The following is a 21,620-nucleotide window of genomic DNA, read 5'->3' as shown; positions in this document are numbered from 1 at the left end:
GTTTTTATCTTATATTCAGACTATTCTTCAATGGTATTATAATCACCAGTGATAACGTCCAGTTTCTGCATCTCATCTGTCGAGACATTATATCGGTACATGCCGATCAGATTGGAAAACGTGACACCGTCCTGTTCGACTGATTCACGGGCCTCCACCTGGACCCAGTTATCTTCAGTATAATTGACAAAGTAGAAGTAGTTTTCTTCGTCGATCTCCGCGCGCTCAATGACTTGTTCAAAGGCATAGTTTTCAGCCTCTGCCCGAGTCATGTTGCTTTCTGGCATAGACTCTTCCCCAGCTGTTTCTCCTTGGGCGGGTTCATTTTTTTCTGCATCCCGTTCAGTCAGCCAGGCTTCAATTTCTTCGTCAGTGGCTTCAGACAGGTCCTTGCCGGTCGCGGCTTTATATTCTTCGCTCAAAAGTGCAGACTGGCGCTCTTCTTTAAAGGCAGAGTCCGCTTGTGACTCAGCCGTTTCACTGGCCTCTTCCGCCTGCTGCTGACTGATTTCTTCTTTCAGATCTTCAGCTTCAGCTTCGAGCAGTTCTTTATCTGATAAGTCCTTCTGAAGCAGTCTTGAAAGTGTTCCTGACGCCGCATCCAGATTACCACCGTAGTACTCCTCTTTGGCCTGTTCCAGTAAAGCATAATCCGGATCCGATGGTTCTCCTTCAGTGGGAATAGCTTCATCGTCATTGATTCCGCTTGTTGCGCTGTCAGTGGTCGAACCATTTTCATCAGAGGTTTCTTCAGTCGGTGTTTCCGTTCCTGTATCCTCCGTGGTATCCTGGCAGGCTGCCAAACCAAGGCTCAAAGCAATCATGGGCAAAATCAGTCGTTTGTTTTTCATTGTCATTTCCTCCCTGTCATTTATTTTTCCAGTTCGTGATAAGCGGCATAAACCTCACGTTTGGGCATATCCCTAAGTAGTGCTACTTCCTTGATTGCTTTTTTACTGGGCAGTGACTCATTTTCCATGACAAATGCCACATGCTCTTTCAACGTCCAGTTTTCCCACACTTTAACTTCTTCCGTTTCCGCATGTTCATTCCCTTCGACGATGATGACAAATTCACCACGGATGTTTTCCTCACTTAACCATTCGTAGACCTCATCCATCGTGCCGCGGATAAATTCTTCAAAGCGTTTCGTGACCTCCCGTGCCAGAACAAGTTTCCTTTCAGCACCAAAGACACCAGCCATGGCTTCAACAACTTGCTTGATACGATGAGGCGATTCATAAAAGACGAGGGTCTCTTTTCGTTTATTCAGTTCTTCCAGTTCAGCTGTCAGGTCTTTCTTCTTTCTTGGTAAAAAGCCTAGAAAGTAGAATGGCTGAGGGGATAAACCTGAAGCGATCAGTGCTGTCAGTGCGGCATTAGGTCCCGGCAAGGGTACAACAGAGATACCTGCGTCCACGGCGGCTTTCACCAAATCTACTCCGGGGTCACTGATGGACGGCATGCCTGCATCACTCACCTGAGCAATCGACTGCCCGTCTAGGAGTTTTTCAATCAGCTGCGGTGTACGCTCTTTTGAATTGTGTTCATGAAAACTCGTCTGTGTAGTTTCTACCTCAAAGTGATTCAGGAGCTTCTGCGTGTTCCGCGTATCTTCTGAGGCGATCAGGTCGACCTCATTTAAAATATTGACGGCCCGAAACGTCATGTCCTCCAGATTGCCTATGGGAGTCGGCACTAAGTAGAGTGTTCCTTTATCCTGTTGTTCAAAACTTTTCTGCGTCTCGATCATGTTTGCCTGTCACCTCTCTCACGACACACACCGTCTGATTTTTCAAAGGCATCTTCACACCTTGTTCTTTCAGATATCTGTTTTTCTGGGTGCGTGCCTGTTTTTTGAATGCCGCTTCTGCTTTGGTTGCTTCACTGCGTGTCTCATACGCTTCTGCGTAAATCATCTTTAGCGGTCGACGTCTTTTAGGCCGGGTATACTTGGCCCCAACACCGTCGTTGTGTTCTTTCAGTCTTCGGGAAAGGTCTGTCGTATACCCGCCGTAAAGTGTCCCGTCCTTACAATGTAAAACGTAAAAGTAACTTGTCTTTGCTTCACTCATTGCCGTAGATCATCCTTCTCACTTCCGGGTAATAATTTCCGTTCTCGTCGAATACATACAGCGGCGGCAAGATTTTCAGTCCTGATTCTTTACCCTGTTTGATGCCTTCGATCAGCAGCATATTCGCTTCCCTATCCGGTTTCGGATAGACGAAGCGTATGCGTTTTGGTGCCAGTCGGGCTGCCCGCATCTCATCCATGATTTCTAAGAACCGTTCTGGCCTGTGCACGAAATAGGCTTTTCCTTTTGTTTTCAGAAGGCCCGCAGAAACGGTCATCAGTTCTTTCAACGTCAGATGCAGTTCATGTCTCGCGATGGCCAGATGGGCGTTAGGGTTTTTTCGACTCTCTTCTGTCACCGTGAAATAAGGCGGGTTACAGGTCAGGACATCCACTGAATCTTTTTTGATGTGTTCGGTCGCATGATTCACGTCTGAGTGAATCATTTCCACTTGATCTTCTAAGTCGTTGAGCTTGATACTTCGCTCCGCCATATCGACCAGACGCTCCTGCAGCTCCATGGCCACGACTTTGCTATTCGTCTTCTGGCTCAGCATTAGAGCCACTGCCCCATTGCCTGAACATAAATCGACAACTCTGGCCCGATCATGCTTCGGTACTTTAGCAAAATCACCCAGTAATACAGCATCCAGTGAGAATGAAAACACTGAGGGGCTCTGAATGATTTCCAGATCATACTGCATCAGCTGATCGATGCGTTCGTCTTCCTTTAATTGAATCTCCATTATAATACCTTGCTTCCTTTATGATCATTTCATTAAGTATACCAAAAATCCTTGTCAGTTTTATCGTGATATGTAAATTAAAAAGACGGTAGAATTGACAAAAGCCACTCACAAGTGAGCGGCTTTCTATAATTAAAAATAAATACTTCTAAAGTGAATCTTCATTATTCCCATTCATATGAATATGACTAAGTTTCTCATTTATACAACACGATCCCTACCTCTATCGTGTTCTTACAACTCCATAGTTGCGCCAGTGTGAATAAATTTCTTTAAAACGTGTTTATATTATACTTCATATTTACTTTCAACGTAATTACAAGTATACCATTTTCTGGGAGATAAGCAAATGGGACGCTCCAGTCTGAATCCGAGCGGAACGAAGTCGTTTTGCTATACTATACAATATTTACATAATATTGCCCGATGGTGCTTGCTGAGTCTGTGCCTGTTCGGTCGTTACACTAACATTCTTCTCCCTAACTACCGAACTTGGCATTATTCGGCAGTTTGAATGAACCTTTTTATACCTAACTGTCGAACGTGCTACTTGTTCGGTAAGTACATTGGATTATCTTCATGCTACCTGTCGAACTTGGCTCTCTTCGGTAAGTACGCCCAACTCCTTTTATCCTAGTTACCGAACAGAGACTCTCTTCGACAATTAGGTGAGATTTCTCTGAGCGTACTTGTCGAACTTGGCTATATTCGACAAGTACGTGTAACCTATCTATCCCTAATTACCGAACCAACGGTCAGCAGACTGTTTTAAGGAACTTATCGGTTCTGCTAGTCGACTTTCCCTTTACAAGACAGTCATCACTAAAAAAAAGACTTCAAGAAGGCGACTGAATTGAAGTCTACCTTCTTGAAGTCTCTGGTCATTTATACTCCCCGTTTTTCCAGAGGATGACTTCCCCGGAGGCTAAAGACTTTTTCACATCAATGATCCGCTGGTTGGCACTCCCTCTAAAGGCCAGGTTTAGATCCATCTTGTCCTGTTCGAACCGTCCGTCAACAAGGACATCGATGACAGAAAGCAAGGCTTTCTTGTCGTCCGTCCCCGCCATCAGTTCTTCCCAGGTATAGCCTGTCCAGGACCAGATATCTTTGGTATCATCAAAAGAATCTCTGATTTTCTTACATAAAGGAACCGTCACGCCGGTATTCAGAAACGGTTCACCGCCCAGCAGGGTCAGGCCCTGGCAGTAGTCGGCTTTCAAGTCCTCTAAAATCTGTTCTTCCAGAGCTTTAGAATATGGCCTTCCATAAGAAAAGTTTTGAGCGGCTTTATTGTAACAGCCTTTGCAGGCAAAGGGGCAGCCGCTGACATATAAACTGCACCTGACCCCTTCGCCGTCCACAAAATTATAGGGTTTATAATCCGCAACATAGTTTTTACTGAAACGGTCTGACGTCCACGTGATCGGATCAGCTGGCATCTAAACCAGATCCCTTCATATGTTTCGTACGAGACGAGATCTCTTTATGACGTCCGTCGACCATCGGCCGTTTCTGAGGATTGCCCAGATACCCGCAGGTCCTCTTGACCACATCACAGGTTTCAGCATTGGTATTGCCGCATTGTGGACATTTGAAGCCATTTTCTGTCGGTCTGAATTCTCCTTCAAAGCCACATTCATAACAGTGATCGATCGGAGTGTTCGTACCAAGATAACCAATGCGATCATAAGCGTAATCCCAGACAGCTTCCAGAGCTTTGGGATTCGTCTGCAGTTTAGGGTATTCACAGTAGTGGATGAAGCCGCCCCCCGTATACTGAGCATAGTCTTTCTCGAAGTCGATCTTTTCAAAAGGCGTCGGGTTTTTCCGTACATCATAATGGAAGCTGTTCGTGTAGTATCCTTTGTCCGTTATATCGGAGACATCACCGAATTTTTCAAGATCCAGCTGGCAGAAACGGTCTGTCAGACTTTCGCTTGGTGTTGAGTAGACACTGACATGCAGACCGCTTTCCTGACCCCATTCATCTGCGTGGTTCTTCAATTTTTTCATGATGTCCAGCGTAAATACTTTCGCTTCTTCATTATCTTCCCACTCATGACCATAAAAAACAGTAGCTGCTTCATAGAGCCCGATATATCCCAATGAGACCGTCGCGCGTTTATTCAAAAACAGCTCTGACACCTCATCTTCTTTGGTCAACCGCTCCCCGAATGCCCCGTGCATGTATAAAATAGGGGCGTTTGCGGGTTCAGCTTCCATCACGCGGTTCGCCTTGAACAACAAGGCATCTTTCAAGACGGAAAGACGTTCTGTCAGTAAGGCATTGAACCGGTCGATGTCACCCTTGGATTCCATCGCTATACGCGGGATATTTAATGTTACGACCCCAAGATTCATGCGTCCCACAGAGACATCTTCGCCTTGCTCATTCTTCCATCCCTGCAGGAAGGAGCGACAGCCCATTGGCGTCTTGAAGCTGCCTGTGATCTCCACGATCTTATCGTAGCTCAGGATATCGGGATACATACGTTTAGTGGAACATTCTAGCGCCAGCTGCTTGATATCATAGTTTGGATCGTCCGCATTCAGATTCAGGTCTTTTTTCAAAGTGAAAATCAGTTTAGGGAAAATGGCTGTCCGTTTTTCTTTACCCAGTCCCTTGATACGAACCGTCAGTATCGCTTTTTGGATTTCTCGTTCGATCCAGCTTTTACCCAGTCCGAACCCTAAACTGGTGAACGGTGTCTGTCCCTGACTGGTATAAAGCGTATTGATTTCATATTCCAGACTCTGCATGGCATCATAGATATCTTTTTTCGTCTTTTCAACAGCGAAAGCTTGCTGCTTATCCTGACCTTCGATCCACTCCCTGGCTGTGTTTAAATGTTTTTCAAAGTTCAATTCGGCATAAGGAGCCAGCACCTCATCCACCCGGTCGAAGCTGCATCCACCGTACTGACTTGAAGCCACATTTGCAATGATTTGAGCAGTTTGAGCGGTAGCCGTCTGGATGGACCGCGGTGAATCGACTTCCGCATTACCGATTTGAAAGCCGTTCTCAAACATATTTTCAAAGTCGATCAGACAGCAGTTGCTCATGGGAGAATAAGGGGTATAATCCAGATCATGGTAATGGATATCCCCTTTTTCATGGGCATTTGCGACATGCGAAGGCAGCAGTTTCAGTCCAAGGGCTTTGCCGACGATCCCTGCCGTCAGATCACGCTGTGTGTTAAAGACTTTACTGTCCTTATTGGCATTTTCATTGACAATGGCTTTGTCCTGTTTCAGTAAACTGTCGATCATGGCATTTACATCACGCCTGTTCTCACGCTTTTTTTCTTTGTCTTCTCTTCGTTGAATATACCCTTCGACAAGGTCCAGAAAACCGTGCTGCTTGAGAACGTCCAGCACGACAAAATCGATTGCTTTCGTATCGATATCCGATTCATCATTGCTGAGAATGATCTTTTCGACTTCCAAAGAGATCCCTTTCAAGTCACTAAACGAAAAATCCAGATCCAGCTGCTGCACAGCCTGAAACAAGGCTTCTGTGATTTTCCTCCGGTCGTACGTCTGTACTCTGCCGTCTCGTTTTTTTACGACTGATATATTATATTCTTTTGTTGTTCCTTCCTTTGCCATATCTACGTTCTGCATGTGGCTTTCCTCCTCTGATTTACACTCGCTTATTCAATCATTCACAAATATATCTAAAAAAATATATGTACGTTTTCAAATCAGTTTCAAGCGTTTCCCCTTTAGAGAAACGCCTGTAAACGTCATTGATGCTGCTTAACTCATCCACTTCTCGTAGTCGCTGTCTTCCATGGATTCGACCATACCCACTAAATAACCATTCCCGACTTGGGAGAAGAAATCGTGATTGCTGGTCCCTGTCGAGATCCCATTCATGATGATCGGGTCGACGTCTTGTGCCGTATCAGGGAACAAGGGATCAAAACCGAGGTTCTGCAGCGCTTTGTTGGCATTGTATCTTAAAAAGATACCCACACTATCCGTCCAGCCGATGTCATCATACAAATGACCCGTATACTCTATTTCATTTTCGTAGAGTCTGAACAGTAAGTCATAGGCCCAGTTCTTCAGCTCTTCCTGCTCTGTTTCATCCAGCTGATTATAGCCCACTTGAAACTTGTATCCGATATAGGTACCATGGACCGATTCATCACGAAGGATCAGCTTGATGATCTCCGCGACATTCGTCAGCTTGCTGTTACCGAGATAATAAAGCGGAGCATAGAAACCTGAATAAAACAGGAACGACTCAAGCAGGACACTTGCTACTTTCTTCTGCAGATCCGTCCCTTCCTGATAGATATCGTTAATGATCTGCGCTTTTTTCTGAAGCATCGGATTGGTATGCGTCCATTCAAAAATTTCATCTATTTCAGCTTGTGTATTCAACGTACTGAAAATGGCACTGTAACTTTTGGCATGCATGGATTCCATGAATTCGATATTGTTATAGACGGCTTCTTCATGCTGAGTCCGGCTGCTTTTCTTGAGGGCCTCGATCCCGTCCTGTGACTGCAGTGTATCCAGGAGCGTCAATCCCCCAAACACTTTGGCGATCATTTCCCGTTCGTTTAACGGCAACGTGTTCCAGTCACTCAAGTCATTGGAAAGCGGGATCCGGGTATCCGTCCAGAACTGTTCCACCAGCTTTTCCCAGGTCAGTTTATCGATCATATCATCGATCCGATTCCAGTTGATGGCTTTATATGCTTCTGCTGTCATATTTGATTCTCCTTTATTCAGGAAAAGACCTGATGCGGCCTCTTCTATTTTCCTACCAGATATTTCTCCTGTTAAATCGTACAACTTTCACAGGCGTTGGCTCCGATTTCTTCTTCGTCATCGGTAAAGGTTCGCACGTAATAGATCGACTTCACACCTTTTTTATGGGCATAGTGTCTCAGAATAGTCAGATCCCGGGTCGTCTGTTTATTGGTGCGCCCTTCTTTCCATTCATACAAGCCTTCTGGAATCGCCGAACGCATAAAGAGTGTCAGGCTCATCCCCTGATCCACATGTTTTTGAGCCGCTGCATACACATCGATGACTTTACGCATATCCATATCATAGGCACTGGTGTAATAAGGCATCGTTTCATTGGATAAGTAGGGGGCCGGGTAATAGGTCTTCCCAGTCAGTTTTTCCTGACGTTCCTCCACTAAGCGCGTGATCGGATGCAGGCTGGCAGAAGTCTCATTCACATAACTGATGGATCCTGTCGGCGCTACAGCCAGACGGTTCTGATGATAGAGACCGTATTTTTGAACATCAATTTTCAGCTGTTCCCAGTCTGCTTTAGACGGAACAGCAATACCACGATCATTGAACAGGTGCTCGACTTTTTCGTGTTCGAAGGTAAAGGATTTTTCAGTATACTTGTCGAAGTACTTCCCTGAGGCATAATCCGATTTTTCAAAGTTATGGAACACTTCTTGCCGTTCTCTAGCCATTTCATTACTGGCTTTCAATGTGTAGTAATTCAGCAGCATGAAGTAGACATCCGTGAATTCGATCGATTCCGGCGAACCATAATGCATTTGATTCAACGCAAAAAACGTGTGCATCCCCATAGCGCCCAAACCGATCGTATGGTACTTGTCATTCCCGTTTTTCACAGTCGGCACCGCATCGATACTCGAATGGTCAGTCACATAGGTGAGCGCCCGGACCATCGTATTGATCGACTGTTCAAAGTCAGGCGTATTCATCAAGTTGACGACATTCGTTGAGCCTAAGTTGCAGCTGATGTCGGTCCCCATCACTTCATATTCCTGATTATCTTTAATTATGGAAGGTTCCTGGATCTGCAGGATCTCGCTGCATAAATTGCTCATCGTTATCGTGCCATGTACCGGATTTTCCCGGTTCGCTGTGTCGATATTGATGATATAAGGATAGCCGGATTCCTGCTGAAGTTTGGAGATTTCATTTTCGAGTTCACGTGCATTGATTTTCGTTTTTCTTATTTCCGGGTCAGCGACCAGCTTGTCGTATTCTTCAGAAATATCCACATATGAAAATGGCTTGCCGTAGAGGCGTTCGACATCGTAGGGGCTGAAAAGATACATTTCTTTATTTTCAGCAGCCAGTTCATAAAACTTGTCCGGTACCACAAGACCTAAAGACAGCGTTTTGACACGTACTTTTTCATCTGCATTTTCTTTTTTGGTTGATAAGAAACGCAGGATATCCGGATGGAAGACGTTCAAATAGACCGCTCCAGCCCCGTTACGCTGTCCAAGCTGATTGGAATAGCTGAAACTGTCTTCTAAAAGTTTCATGACAGGCAAGACCCCACTTGAAGCATTCTCGATGTGCTTGATCGGATCCCCCGCTGCTCTCAGATTCGTCAGGTTCACTCCGACACCTCCACCGATGCGTGACAGCTGAAGTGCCGAGTTGATCGTGCGGCCGATACTGTTCATATCATCCATCGTCTGGATCAGAAAACAGGACACAAATTCGCCCCGTCGCTTACGTCCGGCGTTCAAAAATGTCGGTGTGGCCGGCTGATAACGCTGGTTGATGATCTCCTCAGCAATATGACTGGCCAGCCCCTCATCACCATCTGCCAGATACAAGGCATTGAAGGCGATCCGGTCCTCAAAGCGTTCCAGATACTGCTTGCCGTCGTTGGTTTTCAGCGCGTACTGTGTGTAAAACTTATATGCGCCCATGAACGAGCGGAAACGGAATTGCTTGGCATACAACTCTTCAAACAACCGATCGAGAAACGCTTCTGAATACTTTTCAATAAATTCCCTCTCGATAAAGTCATGAGTCATTAAGTAAGTCAGTTTTGCTTTGACACTATCGAAAGGGACAGTGTTTGGATCGATATGTTCTTTGAAGAAAGCCTGGACTGCTTCCTGATCTTTATGCAAAGGTATCTGATTATCTACAGGCCGGTTGATTTCATTGTTGAGTCTAAAATAAGTTACTTCTTTTGACTTTTCATTTCGTGTGCTGGTCGATACCAAGGTCATTCACCACTTTCTTTAATTTCAAAACGTCTTCATCATTCCCCTGAAATTCGAATCGATGGAGTAAGGGCACGTTATAGTCCTGTGCGATATCTTTGGCCGTGAAGACGTACAGTTGACCAAAGTTTATATTTCCTCCCCCCGCGACTCCTTTTAACCATTGACTATTCTCTCCGGTCTCAAGAAAGTCGTCCCATATTTCAGTGACTTCTTTGTCATAAGTAGGCGTTACTATGATAAAAGGTTCATTCATTTTAACAAACGGATCTGCCGGATTTAATTCCAGTACATCCATTCTCAGCTTCTCTACAAACTTACGTGTCTGACCAGTCAGTGTAAAAAAGACCACTTTCATATTGCTAAGCCAATCTGTTCAGTATATCGGGTCTGAAACCATTAAAAGCTTCAATGCCTTCTGCTATGACAACTGGCAGCGAGCTGAACCCCATTTTTTTCACTTCATCAATAGCTTCACCATTCTGTTCCACATCTTTTTCTTCAAAGGGTATTCCCTTATTCTCCAGATATTTTTTTGTAAATTGACATTGCATACAATTCGGTTTTGAATAAACGATCACTGATGATTCTTGCATTATAATTACCTCCATTATCCATGTTCTGAGACAACAAGATGTCACGGTTTTTCAGTAAGTTTCCGTCTGATCCATCTCCCTGTTCGATAACCTTATTTTACATCAGTCATTTTCAAAATCAAGGGGAACACACTACATATGCCAAAATAATGTATAACACATACAACATATAGTGTTTTGGGTACAGAAAAAACCTTCCTCACACTGCAGTTATACTGCATCAAGGAAGGGTTCTAATTAAATTTTTTCGAATAGTTGATATACATTTATCTTCGTTCACCGTAGATGACTTCCAGACAAAATGCACAGGGCTCATCGCCATCTCTTCTTGAGCCATAAAATAAATTACAGACATGAAAGCCGTCTTCATATATTTTTTCAAGATTCAAGCGAGACTTTGTCATACCAGAATCAGTCATTTGTTTCTCGATCGACTGCTGTTTTATTATTTCTGCTAAGCGATCTCTGAGATGTTGGTTTTCCATTCGCAGCACATTGTTTTCTTCGGTTAAGTGAGATAATTCTTCTTTGATATTCTTGATTGTACTTAACGTGGCTTCTGCTTGGGACTCCAGCTCAGAAAACGTATCATGCAATTCTTTTTTATCCATTTTTCACCACTTCTTTACTCTTCTTAGCTTATTTGTTAGTGATGCATGGACCGAAGAAATGTCCTCTTACATCTTTACCTAGCATACCATGATTACCATAAAAAAGCCAAATGTACACAATATCTTATTAAATTTCTACAGAGATCTTTTCATAGCTGCCAGCATTTTTAGAGCAGACATTTCAAATACGCCCTGTGCGGCAACATTACTGTCCAGATATTTTTTTCCTGTCAGAATGATGTCCATCAGGTCGGCAAGTGTCACTGCACTTAATCGATCAGCTTCTTCCTGGATCCTAGTCTGATACTTCAGATAACCGACAGCATAGTCTTTTGAAAGCTGAGTATTCAGTATATCCTGTAAAATGACCAGAAAGAGATCCAGGACCCGATGATATTCTGCTTTTTCCTTAACCAGAGGCATGATATCCGTGTGAACATAAATGAAGGCCTGATCATCTTTTTTAGAAAAGGCTACATACCATTTCCACACAGCCTCTATTAAAGCAGTAAGATTTTCATTTTCCGACAGTTCAAGGGCCTGTTCTGTATCACTGGTCAACTGACTCAGTACAGACGCCCGTTCCTTAGACAAACCGGCTTCTTCCAGAGCCTGCATCCGGTGTTCTTTTGACAGCTGAGGGAAATGGATCAGCTGGACACGGGATAGTATCGTTGGCAGCAGCTGATGCTTTGCGGTCGTCATTAATATGACGACGATATCACCATCCGGCTCTTCCAGAAACTTCAACAGACTGTTGGCCGCCTGAGTCGTCATCTTTTCGACATCTTTCACCATCACCAGTTTCTTTCTGCCTTCCATCCCGCTTCTGGTAAATTCCTGCTTTAATCCTCTAACCTGGCCGATTTTGATCGACAAGCCCTCCGGCTCCAACTCGATGACATCGGGATGCTGGTGAGAAGCGATCCGCTGACACGTATGACATTCTCCGCAGGGGCCATCAGAAAAGTTCTGACAGAACAAACTCTGAGCTATCCATAACGCCGTCTCTTTTTTACCTGTGCCTGTCTTGCCGTCAAATAAATAGGCATGCTGCAGGTTATCTTTTTTAATTAACTGAAGAAACAGCCGCTGAATGCTCGGCTGTTTGATTGTTGTGGTAGACATTGCTCGTCTCCCTTGCGTTTAGAATTGTAAAAATTGATCGATCGGTAAAACAAAAATCGTGGCACCGCCAACTTCAACATTTACTGGATATGTCAGATCCGATTCCAGCGTGAAGTCGTAAGACGGTGGGCTCATCATGGTTTGACTGCGCGTTGAACAGTTTTCTTTGATCAGTTCAAGCGTCTCATCAACCTTTCTGTCCTCGACACCCATTAAGAATGTAGTGTTCCCTGCTCTCAAGAATCCGCCTGTAGAAGATAATTTCGTTGCCCGGATACCATTTTCAACAAACTCATCCGCCAGACGCTTACTATCCTGATTCTGTACGATTGCTACGACTAATTTCATCTTACTTCATCCTCTCTTATGAACCGCTCTATCATGCTTAGATTTTCAGATTCTTGCCTTAACGATTTTCCATACATCCTCAAATACTTTTTCTTCAGACTGACTCGCATCTACCGTGACAAAACGATTGGGTTCTGCCTCGATCAAAGCCAGATAACCTTTTCTCACTTCTTCATGAAAGGCCACTTCTTCCAGCTCAAGGCGGTCTTGCGTGCGGTTGGAATTTTTATCTTTTATTCGATTAAGCCCAACTTCTGCATCCACGTCTAAATAGATCGTCAGATCTGGTCTCAATCCTTCGATGGCAAATTCATTTATTGCCTTGACTTCTTTGATCCCGATCCCTCTAGCCTGACCCTGGTAGGCGATAGAACTGTCTACAAATCGGTCACATAGTACGATATCTCCTCTTTGTAGTGCAGGATTGATTTTTTCCACAACATGCTGACGTCGCCCGGCTGCCAGCAAAAGGGCTTCAGTTCGGTCATCCATGTTCGTATGTATCGGATCCAGCAAGATAGCTCTTATTCTTTCAGCTATTTCGCTGCCTCCCGGCTCTCTTGTAACGACTAAAGGTCTGGTGGTGGTCTGCTTTATTGCTTCGACTAACCGTTTTACAACACTCGATTTTCCTGCACCATCCGGTCCTTCGATCGTGATAAATAATCCACTCACAAAACTTCCTCCATCTATAACTCGATTCTACCTTCATTATACGTTAGATAGTACAGTGTTGTCTATTCTAAAAAAGAGTTCCATCCATGGATACTAAATAGTGAACGTATTAGTCACTATTTTTCTAAAAGCTTAGGTAGCCTCAAGCATTGAACTTTCATAAAAAAATCAGCTCCATTTTTCCATAATGATTGCGCGACTATATATCTATATCCTGTCCAATTCAATTCATTGTATAGAATAGATCATCACGCTGTGACAAAATAAGACTTTTGGATATCATCGCTTTTCATCTAAAGATAACCGACAAAAAACGACTGTATCAGACAGCCGTTTTTTGTCGAACGTTATACCTTTTTTTAGTCTTATCCCTCTGATTTAATAACGATTTTCCCCACGGCATGATGCGTTTCACTCAATTCATGAGCTTTGTATATTCCTTTTTCACTCAAGGGAAAGGTCGAACCGATCACGGATCTTAGATTCCCTTGCTCCATCAAATCGGCAAGTTCTTTTAGCTGCTCTCCATTCGGTGTCAGCCAAATATTATTAAATGTGACATCGGCTTTCTCAATCCACTCTTCTTCTGCTTCTGCAACTATGGAAACAATTCTGCCTGTATGAGGTTTCACAACTTTAAAACTGTCTTTCAGAACTTCACCGCCGATTGTATCAAAAACCATATCTACGCTGTTTAACAGCTCGCTGAATTCTTCCTTTCGATAATCAATGAACTGATCGACACCTAAGTCCATCAGTAACTCTTTGTTTTTACCGCTTGCTGTAGAGATAACAAAGGCGCCTTTATTTTTTGCCAGCTGGACAGCATATGTGCCGACGCCACCGGCCCCTGCGTGAATGAGGATTTTTTCTCCAGCTGCCAATTTACCATAATCAAATAGAGCCTGAAAAGCAGTCAGTCCCGCTAAAGGAACAGCAGCAGCTTCCTCAAACGAAACATTTTCAGGAATAGGAGCAAGCAAATGATCGTCCACCGCAGTATACTCAGCATATGTGCCGAATCGAGTGGTTTCAGGTCGTGCAAACACCCGATCACCAGTTTTCCAGCCAGTAACTTTACTGCCAATCTCATATACTTCGCCTGCAACATCCCAACCTAAAATAATCGGGAAGTCCCAAGGAAGCATTTGCTTGAGGTAACCTTCTCTTAACTTCCAATCAATAGGGTTGATCGAGGTGGCTTTGACTTTTACCACAACTTGATGTTCCTTCGGTGTAGGCATCGGTACTTCTGCTTCTTTCAATTTTTCTTTTCCACCATATTCTTCGATAATAATAGCTTTCATTTGCTTCTCCTCCATATTCATACTGAGAATGTCATAACTTCTTACAAATAATAAGTGTACCCAAAATCAAAAGAGAAAGCTAATTTTATGTGTTATCAGTATATAAGGATCATTTCCCTATACTCTTTCTCCTGCCCATGGTCGTTTTTCACTCTAGCTGAATATCATGTTTTCACTCTTTACTCCAGATAGAAAGCGGCGGTCATATTGTCTTTCAGAATTAACTTCTAATATTCAGGAGTGACGATCGAAACCAACCTTTTTATTTTTCCAGCCTTTAATAAAATATGATCAGGCTGTCAACAAAAAGCAGCGATTCATCGTCTGTTTTTTATGCATTACTTATTTGATGACCAATACACTAAATTGTTTACAAAAAAACAGGCCGATAGTTTTTACACTATCGGCCTGAATTCCTGTTTATTTATTAGTTAGAAAATTTCTTTTTGTACACTGTCATTGCTGCACCAACAGCAGTTGAGAATGCGCCTAACAATAAATACAGATAAGTGTTTGTAGCAGTTTCAGGTAACTCTTCCCCGTCCTGGTCTTTGTCTTGATCGTCTTCGGCATCTTCACCGTCTTGACCATCCTGACCATCTTGACCGTCTTGACCATCTTGACCGTCTTCACCGTCTTCACCGTCTTGACCATCCTGGCCGTCTTGACCGTCTTGACCATCCTGGCCGTCTTGACCGTCTTGACCATCCTGGCCGTCTTGACCGTCTTGACCGTCTTGACCGTCTTCACCGTCTTGGCCTGGTAATTCTTCGCCCATAAGATCAATGATTCTACCTTCGATTTCAGGGTTTACGATACCACCAAGGTACTGGTCTTCAACCATATAGTCGATCAACTGCTGCCAGTCTTCTTCACCGATATCTCTGACGCGGCCTTCTTCAAATGCCTGAGCAAATGTTTCATAGCCATCGCCGCCCTGACCGGTAAAGCCGTTTGTCGTTACGAGATACATTTCATCCATAGCGATTTCTGTCAGCTCACCATCTTGATCGATATACATTTCTACAATGCGGTCACCTGGTTCTCGTGTGCTGTCATAGTAGAATTTCATGCCAGATACATGCAGGAAGCCACCGTTTTCTTCAGGTGCCTGACGAACACTGTGTTCCATGATCTCTTTGATTTCCTGACCAGAAAGTTCAGCTACAACTGGGTTATTACCAAATGGTAATACTGTCAGGACTTCACCGACTGTGATCGGTCCCTGATCGATACCGGCACGGATGCCGCCACCGTTCTGGAAGGCAATCACTGTTTCAGGGAATTTCTCCTGAGCTTTAGCAAGCATGGCATCAGTGATCAGGTTACCTAAACGTGTTTCGTCTGCACGAACACTCATTTCATCGCCTTCACCAAATCTTGGATTTTCTAACGCTTCAACAGCAACTGCGCCTGTTTCTTCGTTAGCGATCTCATCGACTCGTTCTTTGTACTCTGACAAAACGTTGAGTGCTTCTTCATCAGCTTCATATTCGCCAATATCCAGTAATTGTCCCATTTGTGAAAGAACAATACCATTTTCATCGAATTCAACTGTCAGTGTACCCAGATTATTTGCATACTGGCCGCCCTGAACGATAACTGTCGGTTCTTTTTCGTTACCTTCGTCATCGTGAGTGACTACAAACGGTTCGTCGATTTCAGAATGTGAGTGACCACCGACGATAATATCAATGCCGTCAACTTCCATAGCTACTCTCATATCATTGCCGACTTCTGGAGCTGTGTCGAAGCCTAAGTGGTTGACTGCCATGATTTTATTGATCCCTGCATCTTCGAATGCCTGAACGGCTTCTTCAGCTGCTTTAATGAAATCTGTAAAGTCAACTTGCATTGGGCTCGAAATATTTTCAGTGTCTTCTGTTGTTACACCAAAGATACCGACTTTTTCCCCATTTATTTCTTGAACGATGCTGCTGTATATCAAGCCATCTTCCGGATCATCTACAACGGATTCATTAGTTTCGAGCTCATTCATAAACGGATCTTGAGAGAAGTCGATGTTTGTTCCCAAGAATGGGAAGTTTGCTTCTTTTACAAATTCCGAAAGTGACTCATGACCATTTTCTTCAGCGCCCAAGTCAAATTCGTGGTTACCGAAAGTCATCACATCGATATCCATTAAGTTGAGTAAGGCAAGATCTGCTAGTCCTTTATACTCATTAAAGTATAAGGTTCCCGAGAAGACATCTCCCGCATGTACTAGCATAGAATCTGGATTCTCACCACGGAATGCGTCGATCGCAGAAATCATGTAAGGATAGTTTTCTACACGACCGTGTGTGTCATTCATGTGCATGACTGAGAATTCAAATGTGTCATCCACGTCAGGTAATTCTGCCCCTTCATTCAGGTCATTGATTCTACCTTCTATTTCAGGATCAACGACGCCACCAAGGTATTCGTCTTCAACCATGTAGTCGATGAGCTGCTGCCAGTCTTCTTCACCGATATCTCTGACGCGGCCTTCTTCAAATGCCTGAGCAAATGTTTCAAAACCATCGCCGCCCTGACCGGTAAAACCGTTTGTCGTTACAAGATACATTACATCCATGGCGATTTCTGTCAGTTCGCCATCTTTGTCGATGTACATTTCTACGATACGGTCTCCAGCATCTCTTGCACTGTCAAAGTAGAATTCCATACCAGATACTTGCAGGAATCCACCATTTTCTTCAGGTGCCTGACGAACGCTGTATTCCATAATATCCTTGATTTCCTGTCCAGATAGCTCTGCGATCACAGGGTTATTAGCGAATGGAAGAACTGTCAGGACTTCACCAACTGTAATTGGTCCTTCATTGATACCGGCACGGATGCCGCCACCGTTTTGAACAGCAATCACTGCTTCTGGGAATTTCTCCTGAGCTTTTGCAAGCATGGCGTCGGTAATCAAGTTACCTAAACGCGTTTCGTCTGCTCGAACACTCATTTCATCGCCTTCACCATGTCTTGGATTTACTAATTCTGAAACAGCAACAGCGCCTGTTTTTTCGTTAGCAATTTCATCAACGCGGTCTTTATATTTCGCCAAAGCAACAAGTGCGTCTTCATCAGCTGGATATTCTCCTGTGTCTAACAATGCACCGGATTGAGCAATAACTTTTCCATCAGCATCAAATTCAACATTCAATGTGCCTAAGTTCCCGGCATACTGCCCACCTTGAACGATGACTGTCGGTTCTTTTTCATTACCTTCATCATCGTGAGTAACAACATACGGTTCATCGAGTTCTGAATGTGAGTGACCACCGACAATAACGTCGATACCGTCCACTTCCATGGCTACTCTCATATCGTTTCCGACTTCTGGTGCTGTGTCGAAGCCTAAGTGGTTGACTGCCATGATTTTATTAATGCCAGCATGTTCGAAAGACTGAACTGCAGCTTCAGCAGCATTTACGAAATCCGAGAATGAAACATCCCTAGGGCTTGAAATATTCTCAGTATCTTGAGTTACTAATCCAAAAATCCCAATTTTTTCGCCATTTATCTCTTTAACAATCGTTTCATAGATTTTACCATCTTCAGGATTTCCTTCTAACAGTTCATCTAGTTCAAAAGGTGCCATATATTTGTCTTCTGAGAAATCAACGTTTGTACCTAAGAATGGGAAGTTGGCTTTCTCTACAAATTCAGCTAATGACTGATGACCATTTTCTTCATCACCCAAGTCAAATTCATGGTTACCGAATGTCATGACGTCAATATCCATCATGCTTAACAGTGCTAAGTCTGCCAGGCCTTTAAATTCATTGAAGTATAAGGTTCCTGAAAACACATCACCGGCATGAACAAGCATGGAGTCAGGGTTTTCCCCACGGAATTCTTCAATAGCTGTGAGCATGTTCGGATAATTTTCTACTCGGCCGTGCGTGTCATTCATATGCATGACTGAGAAGTCAAAGGTTTCACGTAAGTCGATTTGAGCGAGGACTGGTTCATGGTCACTTGCTCGACTGTGCATGTCAGTGAAATCAGCATTGACATGGATCATATCAATTTCAGCTGTATCAGCAATATTATTTGACACCAGGATATGATCTAACACTTGTGAATTACCCTGATAAACGTAGCTGTAACGGTCACTTGCAGGTACTTTATTAGTCAGGTTAGTTAATGCATCCCCTGCGAGTATTTCCAGGGGTTCTGAGAATTCGAAGTCATTCATGTCACCGAGAACAACCACATTTTCATCTGGATTCTCTGCCAGTATTTCGTCTACAAACGAGTTGACTGACTGTGCTAACTGATTACGTTCGATTCTGCTGTCAAATTGTGGTGGCTGAACTTGACCATAATATGGATCATCACCGCGTTTAGAGTTCAAATGATTGGCAATAACAACAACACTCTCACCATTGAACTCAAATTCTGCAGCTAGAGGTTTTCTTGTCCCTTCAAAGTCTGATGGGTTGACACGACCTGGGTTGAGTGTTAATTCACCATCAACATAATCAACAGCTTCAGTTGCTCCACCTTTATCTTTTTCGATCAATGAAACGCGGTCTGGATTATATAAGAACCCTACACGTATATTCCCACCAGGAGCTCCGCCATCTGCATTGTATTCAGGATCGATGTTTGCATACGCGTATGTTGGTCCGCCTGCAGCTGAAATTTCATCAATTAAGCGCTGGTAACTTGCATCTGCTACTGAAGAGTTTGAAGCCTCTTCACCATCATCATCCTGTACTTCTACGATACCGATGATATCTGGTTCATTCATATCATTGACGAATGTGCTGGCAATTCTCTGAGCTTTTATATCTGAGGTTTCCTCAATATTTGCCGAGAAGTTCTCCACATTATAGGTAGCCACAGTTAACTTGGAGTCATTTTTAACAATGGATGTTGCTGAAGATGCCGCTTCGACTGAAACGTGAGCAGCTTTCATGTCTGCTAAATCTGAATAGATCTTGTAATTGCCAAATCCGTAGTTAACAACACCATCGATCGATTCAGTAAATTTGTCCCCAGTTTTAACGGCAAAATTTTCTGCATCATCATTTGGGTGAAGTTTGAACGGAATCAGTCTGGAATCCGGTCCGTCTTCAGACAGACGAAGCCCGCCATTGACAGTTGTATTTGAAGGTGTGTAGTCTTCTGTGGCAACAAATAAATCCCCGTATGCCTGCGGAGCAACAGCTCTTGAAGGCTGTACTTCTACACGCATACCTTCAATACTTTCCCAATAATCTAAAGAGTAGGCATCTGGATCAAAAACGTCTAGTGTTGTTCCGCCTTTGATTTCTCCAGGAATTTCACTTGAAGAAACTGTGATTGGAGTCGGAAGATCAACGTTGCTTTTTGTAACTGTGATAATTCCGCCTTTATCGTCAAGAGCATTGATTTGAGTGACCGGCAGATCAGTTTCTGATTTATCACCGTAACCATCTATCTGGTATTCAGAAACCCGACCTGTAACTTCAGCCAGATCGCCGACTTTTACTCCACTGTCATTTCGTCCTGTATAAACAACGATACCTTCAGATGTGTTGTCATTGCCATCTGTCATATCATCCGGTGTCTGCATATGGAAATAGTATGCATTGTTAAGTTCATATACATAAGTGACGACACCTTTTACGTTGTAAACATTTTCTCCATCCATTGGAGAATAATGTGCTTCGCCTTGAATCTCATGTATTTTATTTCCTTCAGTAATATCTACAACAGTGTAAGTGAATTCAGATAATTCGCTTTTTCTGTCGTCCACTACTGCAATTGCTTTAATAGTTTGATCGTTTTCTAAAGTGATCGGTTCTGTATATACAGTACTTGATTCAGTTGGTTCAGAACCGTCTGTGGTGTAATAGATTGTTACACCAGACGTGCGAGAGGACAGGGTGATCTCTGTATCCATTGGAACGTTTCCTGAATCATGGCTGGCAGTTACAGGAATAACAATGTTTGAGTCTTCTATGACATCGTTAATGTCTCGAGGTATCAGCTGAACAGCATTATAATAAGAGACAATTCCGGTGATAGACTCATAAATCGTCCCAACTGTTAAACCAAGATTGCCATTTTCATCTCTGATTGTGAATTCCGTTCCCGATTTATCCTTCGCAGTATAGTTCTTTCCATCTTCTGCTGTTATTTCGATATTTTCCATAATCGCTAATTCAGACTGATGGTCTTTAAGTTCAACGCCATCTAAAGGTACTGGTTTAGGAACTTCTGACCCTTCTACTTTATCCGCGACAGTTGGGTTTTTAATTTGTAGTAACCCATTAAACTCATCAAGGGCACCTTCAACAGTTATCTCATCGCCCAATTCGACATCTAATGAATCACCTGGGAATAATGCAATCGCACCTGTCTCGTCCTGAATTTGAACGGTACTGCTTAATTTTGCGGTCACTATACCTTTTGTTTTTACTTGCTCTTCTAGATTCTGTGCACGTGCGTCTTCAATCGTCAGAAGATCCAGCTCTACTGGTGGTGCAGGTTCAGGGATTTCATCAGGATTCAGAAGTTCTATATCTGCGACATTTTTAATTCCATTTGTCGAAAAATATTCTATTAGACTTCCAGAAACTACAACCTCCGCTTTCCCTTTCAGCTCTGGCCTGGATGCTAGTCCGAACTCATCACGAAGAGGAGAACCACTATCTAATTTCACCCTTATCCAATTTACCGGATCAATCTCGTCAGGGCTGTCCGCTAAAACAATATTAGAGTCAGACTGACTGCCATCCTCTGACAATTGATTTGCACTTGATGCATGACCGATTATATATCCTCTTACGACGGCTTCATTCTGATCACTGCCGCGTAACAAAGCATCTGCTACTGAAATCGTCGCATCAGTTTCAGCTGCCATTAGCAAAACTGATCCTGACTCAGCTGAAGATTCTTCGCCTGATTCCACTACTGGATCAGCGGCAGCCTCTTTGGATTCATCTGCTGTTCCTTCTGCAGTTTCATCCACTTTGCCTGCGTCTGGATCGACAACTTCAGTTGTTTTAGATTCTGTTTCCGTCTCAGCATACGCCGTTAACGGTGCAGCCGTTTGGGCAAACGAACTTAACAGGAGCATTGTTGCCAGGGAAAAACTATATTTCTTTCGCCAATTGTTGTGCATTCAATTCTCTCCTTATCAATATGTTTTACTCTATTTAT

16 protein-coding genes are annotated in these 21,620 nt (G+C 43.5%); all 16 read right to left on the bottom strand.

Annotated features, from left to right (window positions below; genetic code table 11):
* Positions 1-20: 20 nt before the first annotated feature.
* The 16 genes from AB4027_RS02945 to AB4027_RS02870 all read right to left on the bottom strand — a co-directional run bounded on the left by AB4027_RS02945 (position 21) and on the right by AB4027_RS02870 (position 21,582).
* The gene (locus tag AB4027_RS02945; protein ID WP_091486636.1) at positions 21-851 is read right to left on the bottom strand and encodes a hypothetical protein; all 831 of its coding nucleotides are present in this window, start codon (positions 849-851) and stop codon (positions 21-23) included.
* Between the two features lie 20 nt (positions 852-871).
* A complete protein-coding gene (rsmI, locus tag AB4027_RS02940; RefSeq protein ID WP_368646396.1) occupies positions 872-1,750 on the bottom strand; it encodes a 16S rRNA (cytidine(1402)-2'-O)-methyltransferase in 879 nt (292 codons plus the stop codon).
* Positions 1,728-2,075: a GIY-YIG nuclease family protein gene (locus AB4027_RS02935; protein WP_091486639.1), complete on the bottom strand. Its 348-nt coding sequence runs from the start codon at positions 2,073-2,075 to the stop codon at positions 1,728-1,730. Before AB4027_RS02935 ends, rsmI begins: the two co-directional genes overlap by 23 nt.
* Positions 2,068-2,820 carry a tRNA1(Val) (adenine(37)-N6)-methyltransferase gene (locus tag AB4027_RS02930; RefSeq protein ID WP_368645900.1) on the bottom strand — a complete coding sequence of 251 codons (753 nt, stop codon included), beginning with the start codon at positions 2,818-2,820 and terminating at the stop codon, positions 2,068-2,070. Before AB4027_RS02930 ends, AB4027_RS02935 begins: the two co-directional genes overlap by 8 nt.
* Positions 2,821-3,701: 881 nt before the next feature.
* Positions 3,702-4,262: an anaerobic ribonucleoside-triphosphate reductase activating protein gene (gene nrdG, locus AB4027_RS02925; protein WP_368645899.1), complete on the bottom strand. Its 561-nt coding sequence runs from the start codon at positions 4,260-4,262 to the stop codon at positions 3,702-3,704.
* Complete coding sequence (nrdD, locus tag AB4027_RS02920) at positions 4,252-6,447, bottom strand: anaerobic ribonucleoside-triphosphate reductase (RefSeq protein WP_368645898.1); 2,196 nt, start codon at positions 6,445-6,447, stop codon at positions 4,252-4,254. Before nrdD ends, nrdG begins: the two co-directional genes overlap by 11 nt.
* 135 nt (positions 6,448-6,582) lie before the next feature.
* Positions 6,583-7,548: a class 1b ribonucleoside-diphosphate reductase subunit beta gene (gene nrdF / locus AB4027_RS02915; RefSeq protein WP_368645897.1), complete on the bottom strand. Its 966-nt coding sequence runs from the start codon at positions 7,546-7,548 to the stop codon at positions 6,583-6,585.
* A 71-nt stretch (positions 7,549-7,619) separates the two neighbouring features.
* Positions 7,620-9,812: a class 1b ribonucleoside-diphosphate reductase subunit alpha gene (gene nrdE / locus AB4027_RS02910; protein ID WP_368645896.1), complete on the bottom strand. Its 2,193-nt coding sequence runs from the start codon at positions 9,810-9,812 to the stop codon at positions 7,620-7,622.
* Complete coding sequence (locus tag AB4027_RS02905; protein ID WP_091486652.1) at positions 9,781-10,164, bottom strand: class Ib ribonucleoside-diphosphate reductase assembly flavoprotein NrdI; 384 nt, start codon at positions 10,162-10,164, stop codon at positions 9,781-9,783. Before AB4027_RS02905 ends, nrdE begins: the two co-directional genes overlap by 32 nt.
* A gap of 4 nt (positions 10,165-10,168) precedes the next feature.
* Positions 10,169-10,402, bottom strand: coding sequence for a glutaredoxin-like protein NrdH (gene nrdH / locus AB4027_RS02900; protein ID WP_091486654.1), 234 nt, complete (start codon positions 10,400-10,402; stop codon positions 10,169-10,171).
* A 266-nt stretch (positions 10,403-10,668) separates the two neighbouring features.
* On the bottom strand, positions 10,669-11,013 hold the full coding sequence (locus AB4027_RS02895) for a DNA replication initiation control protein YabA (RefSeq protein ID WP_091486657.1): 345 nt from the start codon (positions 11,011-11,013) through the stop codon (positions 10,669-10,671).
* 135 nt (positions 11,014-11,148) lie between these two features.
* Positions 11,149-12,141 carry a DNA polymerase III subunit delta' gene (gene holB, locus AB4027_RS02890; protein WP_368645895.1) on the bottom strand — a complete coding sequence of 331 codons (993 nt, stop codon included), beginning with the start codon at positions 12,139-12,141 and terminating at the stop codon, positions 11,149-11,151.
* Between the two features lie 18 nt (positions 12,142-12,159).
* Positions 12,160-12,489: a cyclic-di-AMP receptor gene (locus tag AB4027_RS02885; RefSeq protein WP_091486664.1), complete on the bottom strand. Its 330-nt coding sequence runs from the start codon at positions 12,487-12,489 to the stop codon at positions 12,160-12,162.
* 45 nt (positions 12,490-12,534) lie between these two features.
* A complete protein-coding gene (gene tmk, locus AB4027_RS02880; RefSeq protein WP_091486666.1) occupies positions 12,535-13,164 on the bottom strand; it encodes a dTMP kinase in 630 nt (209 codons plus the stop codon).
* Positions 13,165-13,529: 365 nt separating this feature from the next.
* A complete protein-coding gene (locus tag AB4027_RS02875) occupies positions 13,530-14,471 on the bottom strand; it encodes an NADP-dependent oxidoreductase (protein ID WP_091486668.1) in 942 nt (313 codons plus the stop codon).
* Positions 14,472-14,898: 427 nt separating this feature from the next.
* Entirely contained in the window at positions 14,899-21,582 is a 6,684-nt protein-coding gene (locus AB4027_RS02870; protein WP_368645894.1) for a 5'-nucleotidase C-terminal domain-containing protein, read from the bottom strand.
* Positions 21,583-21,620: the final 38 nt, after the last annotated feature.

The organism is Alkalibacterium putridalgicola, from assembly GCF_040959045.1.
In the GTDB taxonomy this organism is placed as follows: Bacteria; Bacillota; Bacilli; order Lactobacillales; family Carnobacteriaceae_A; genus Alkalibacterium; species Alkalibacterium putridalgicola.
The sequence above is the reverse complement of the archived record's forward strand: the minus strand, read 5'-3'. Positions and strand labels throughout refer to the sequence as shown.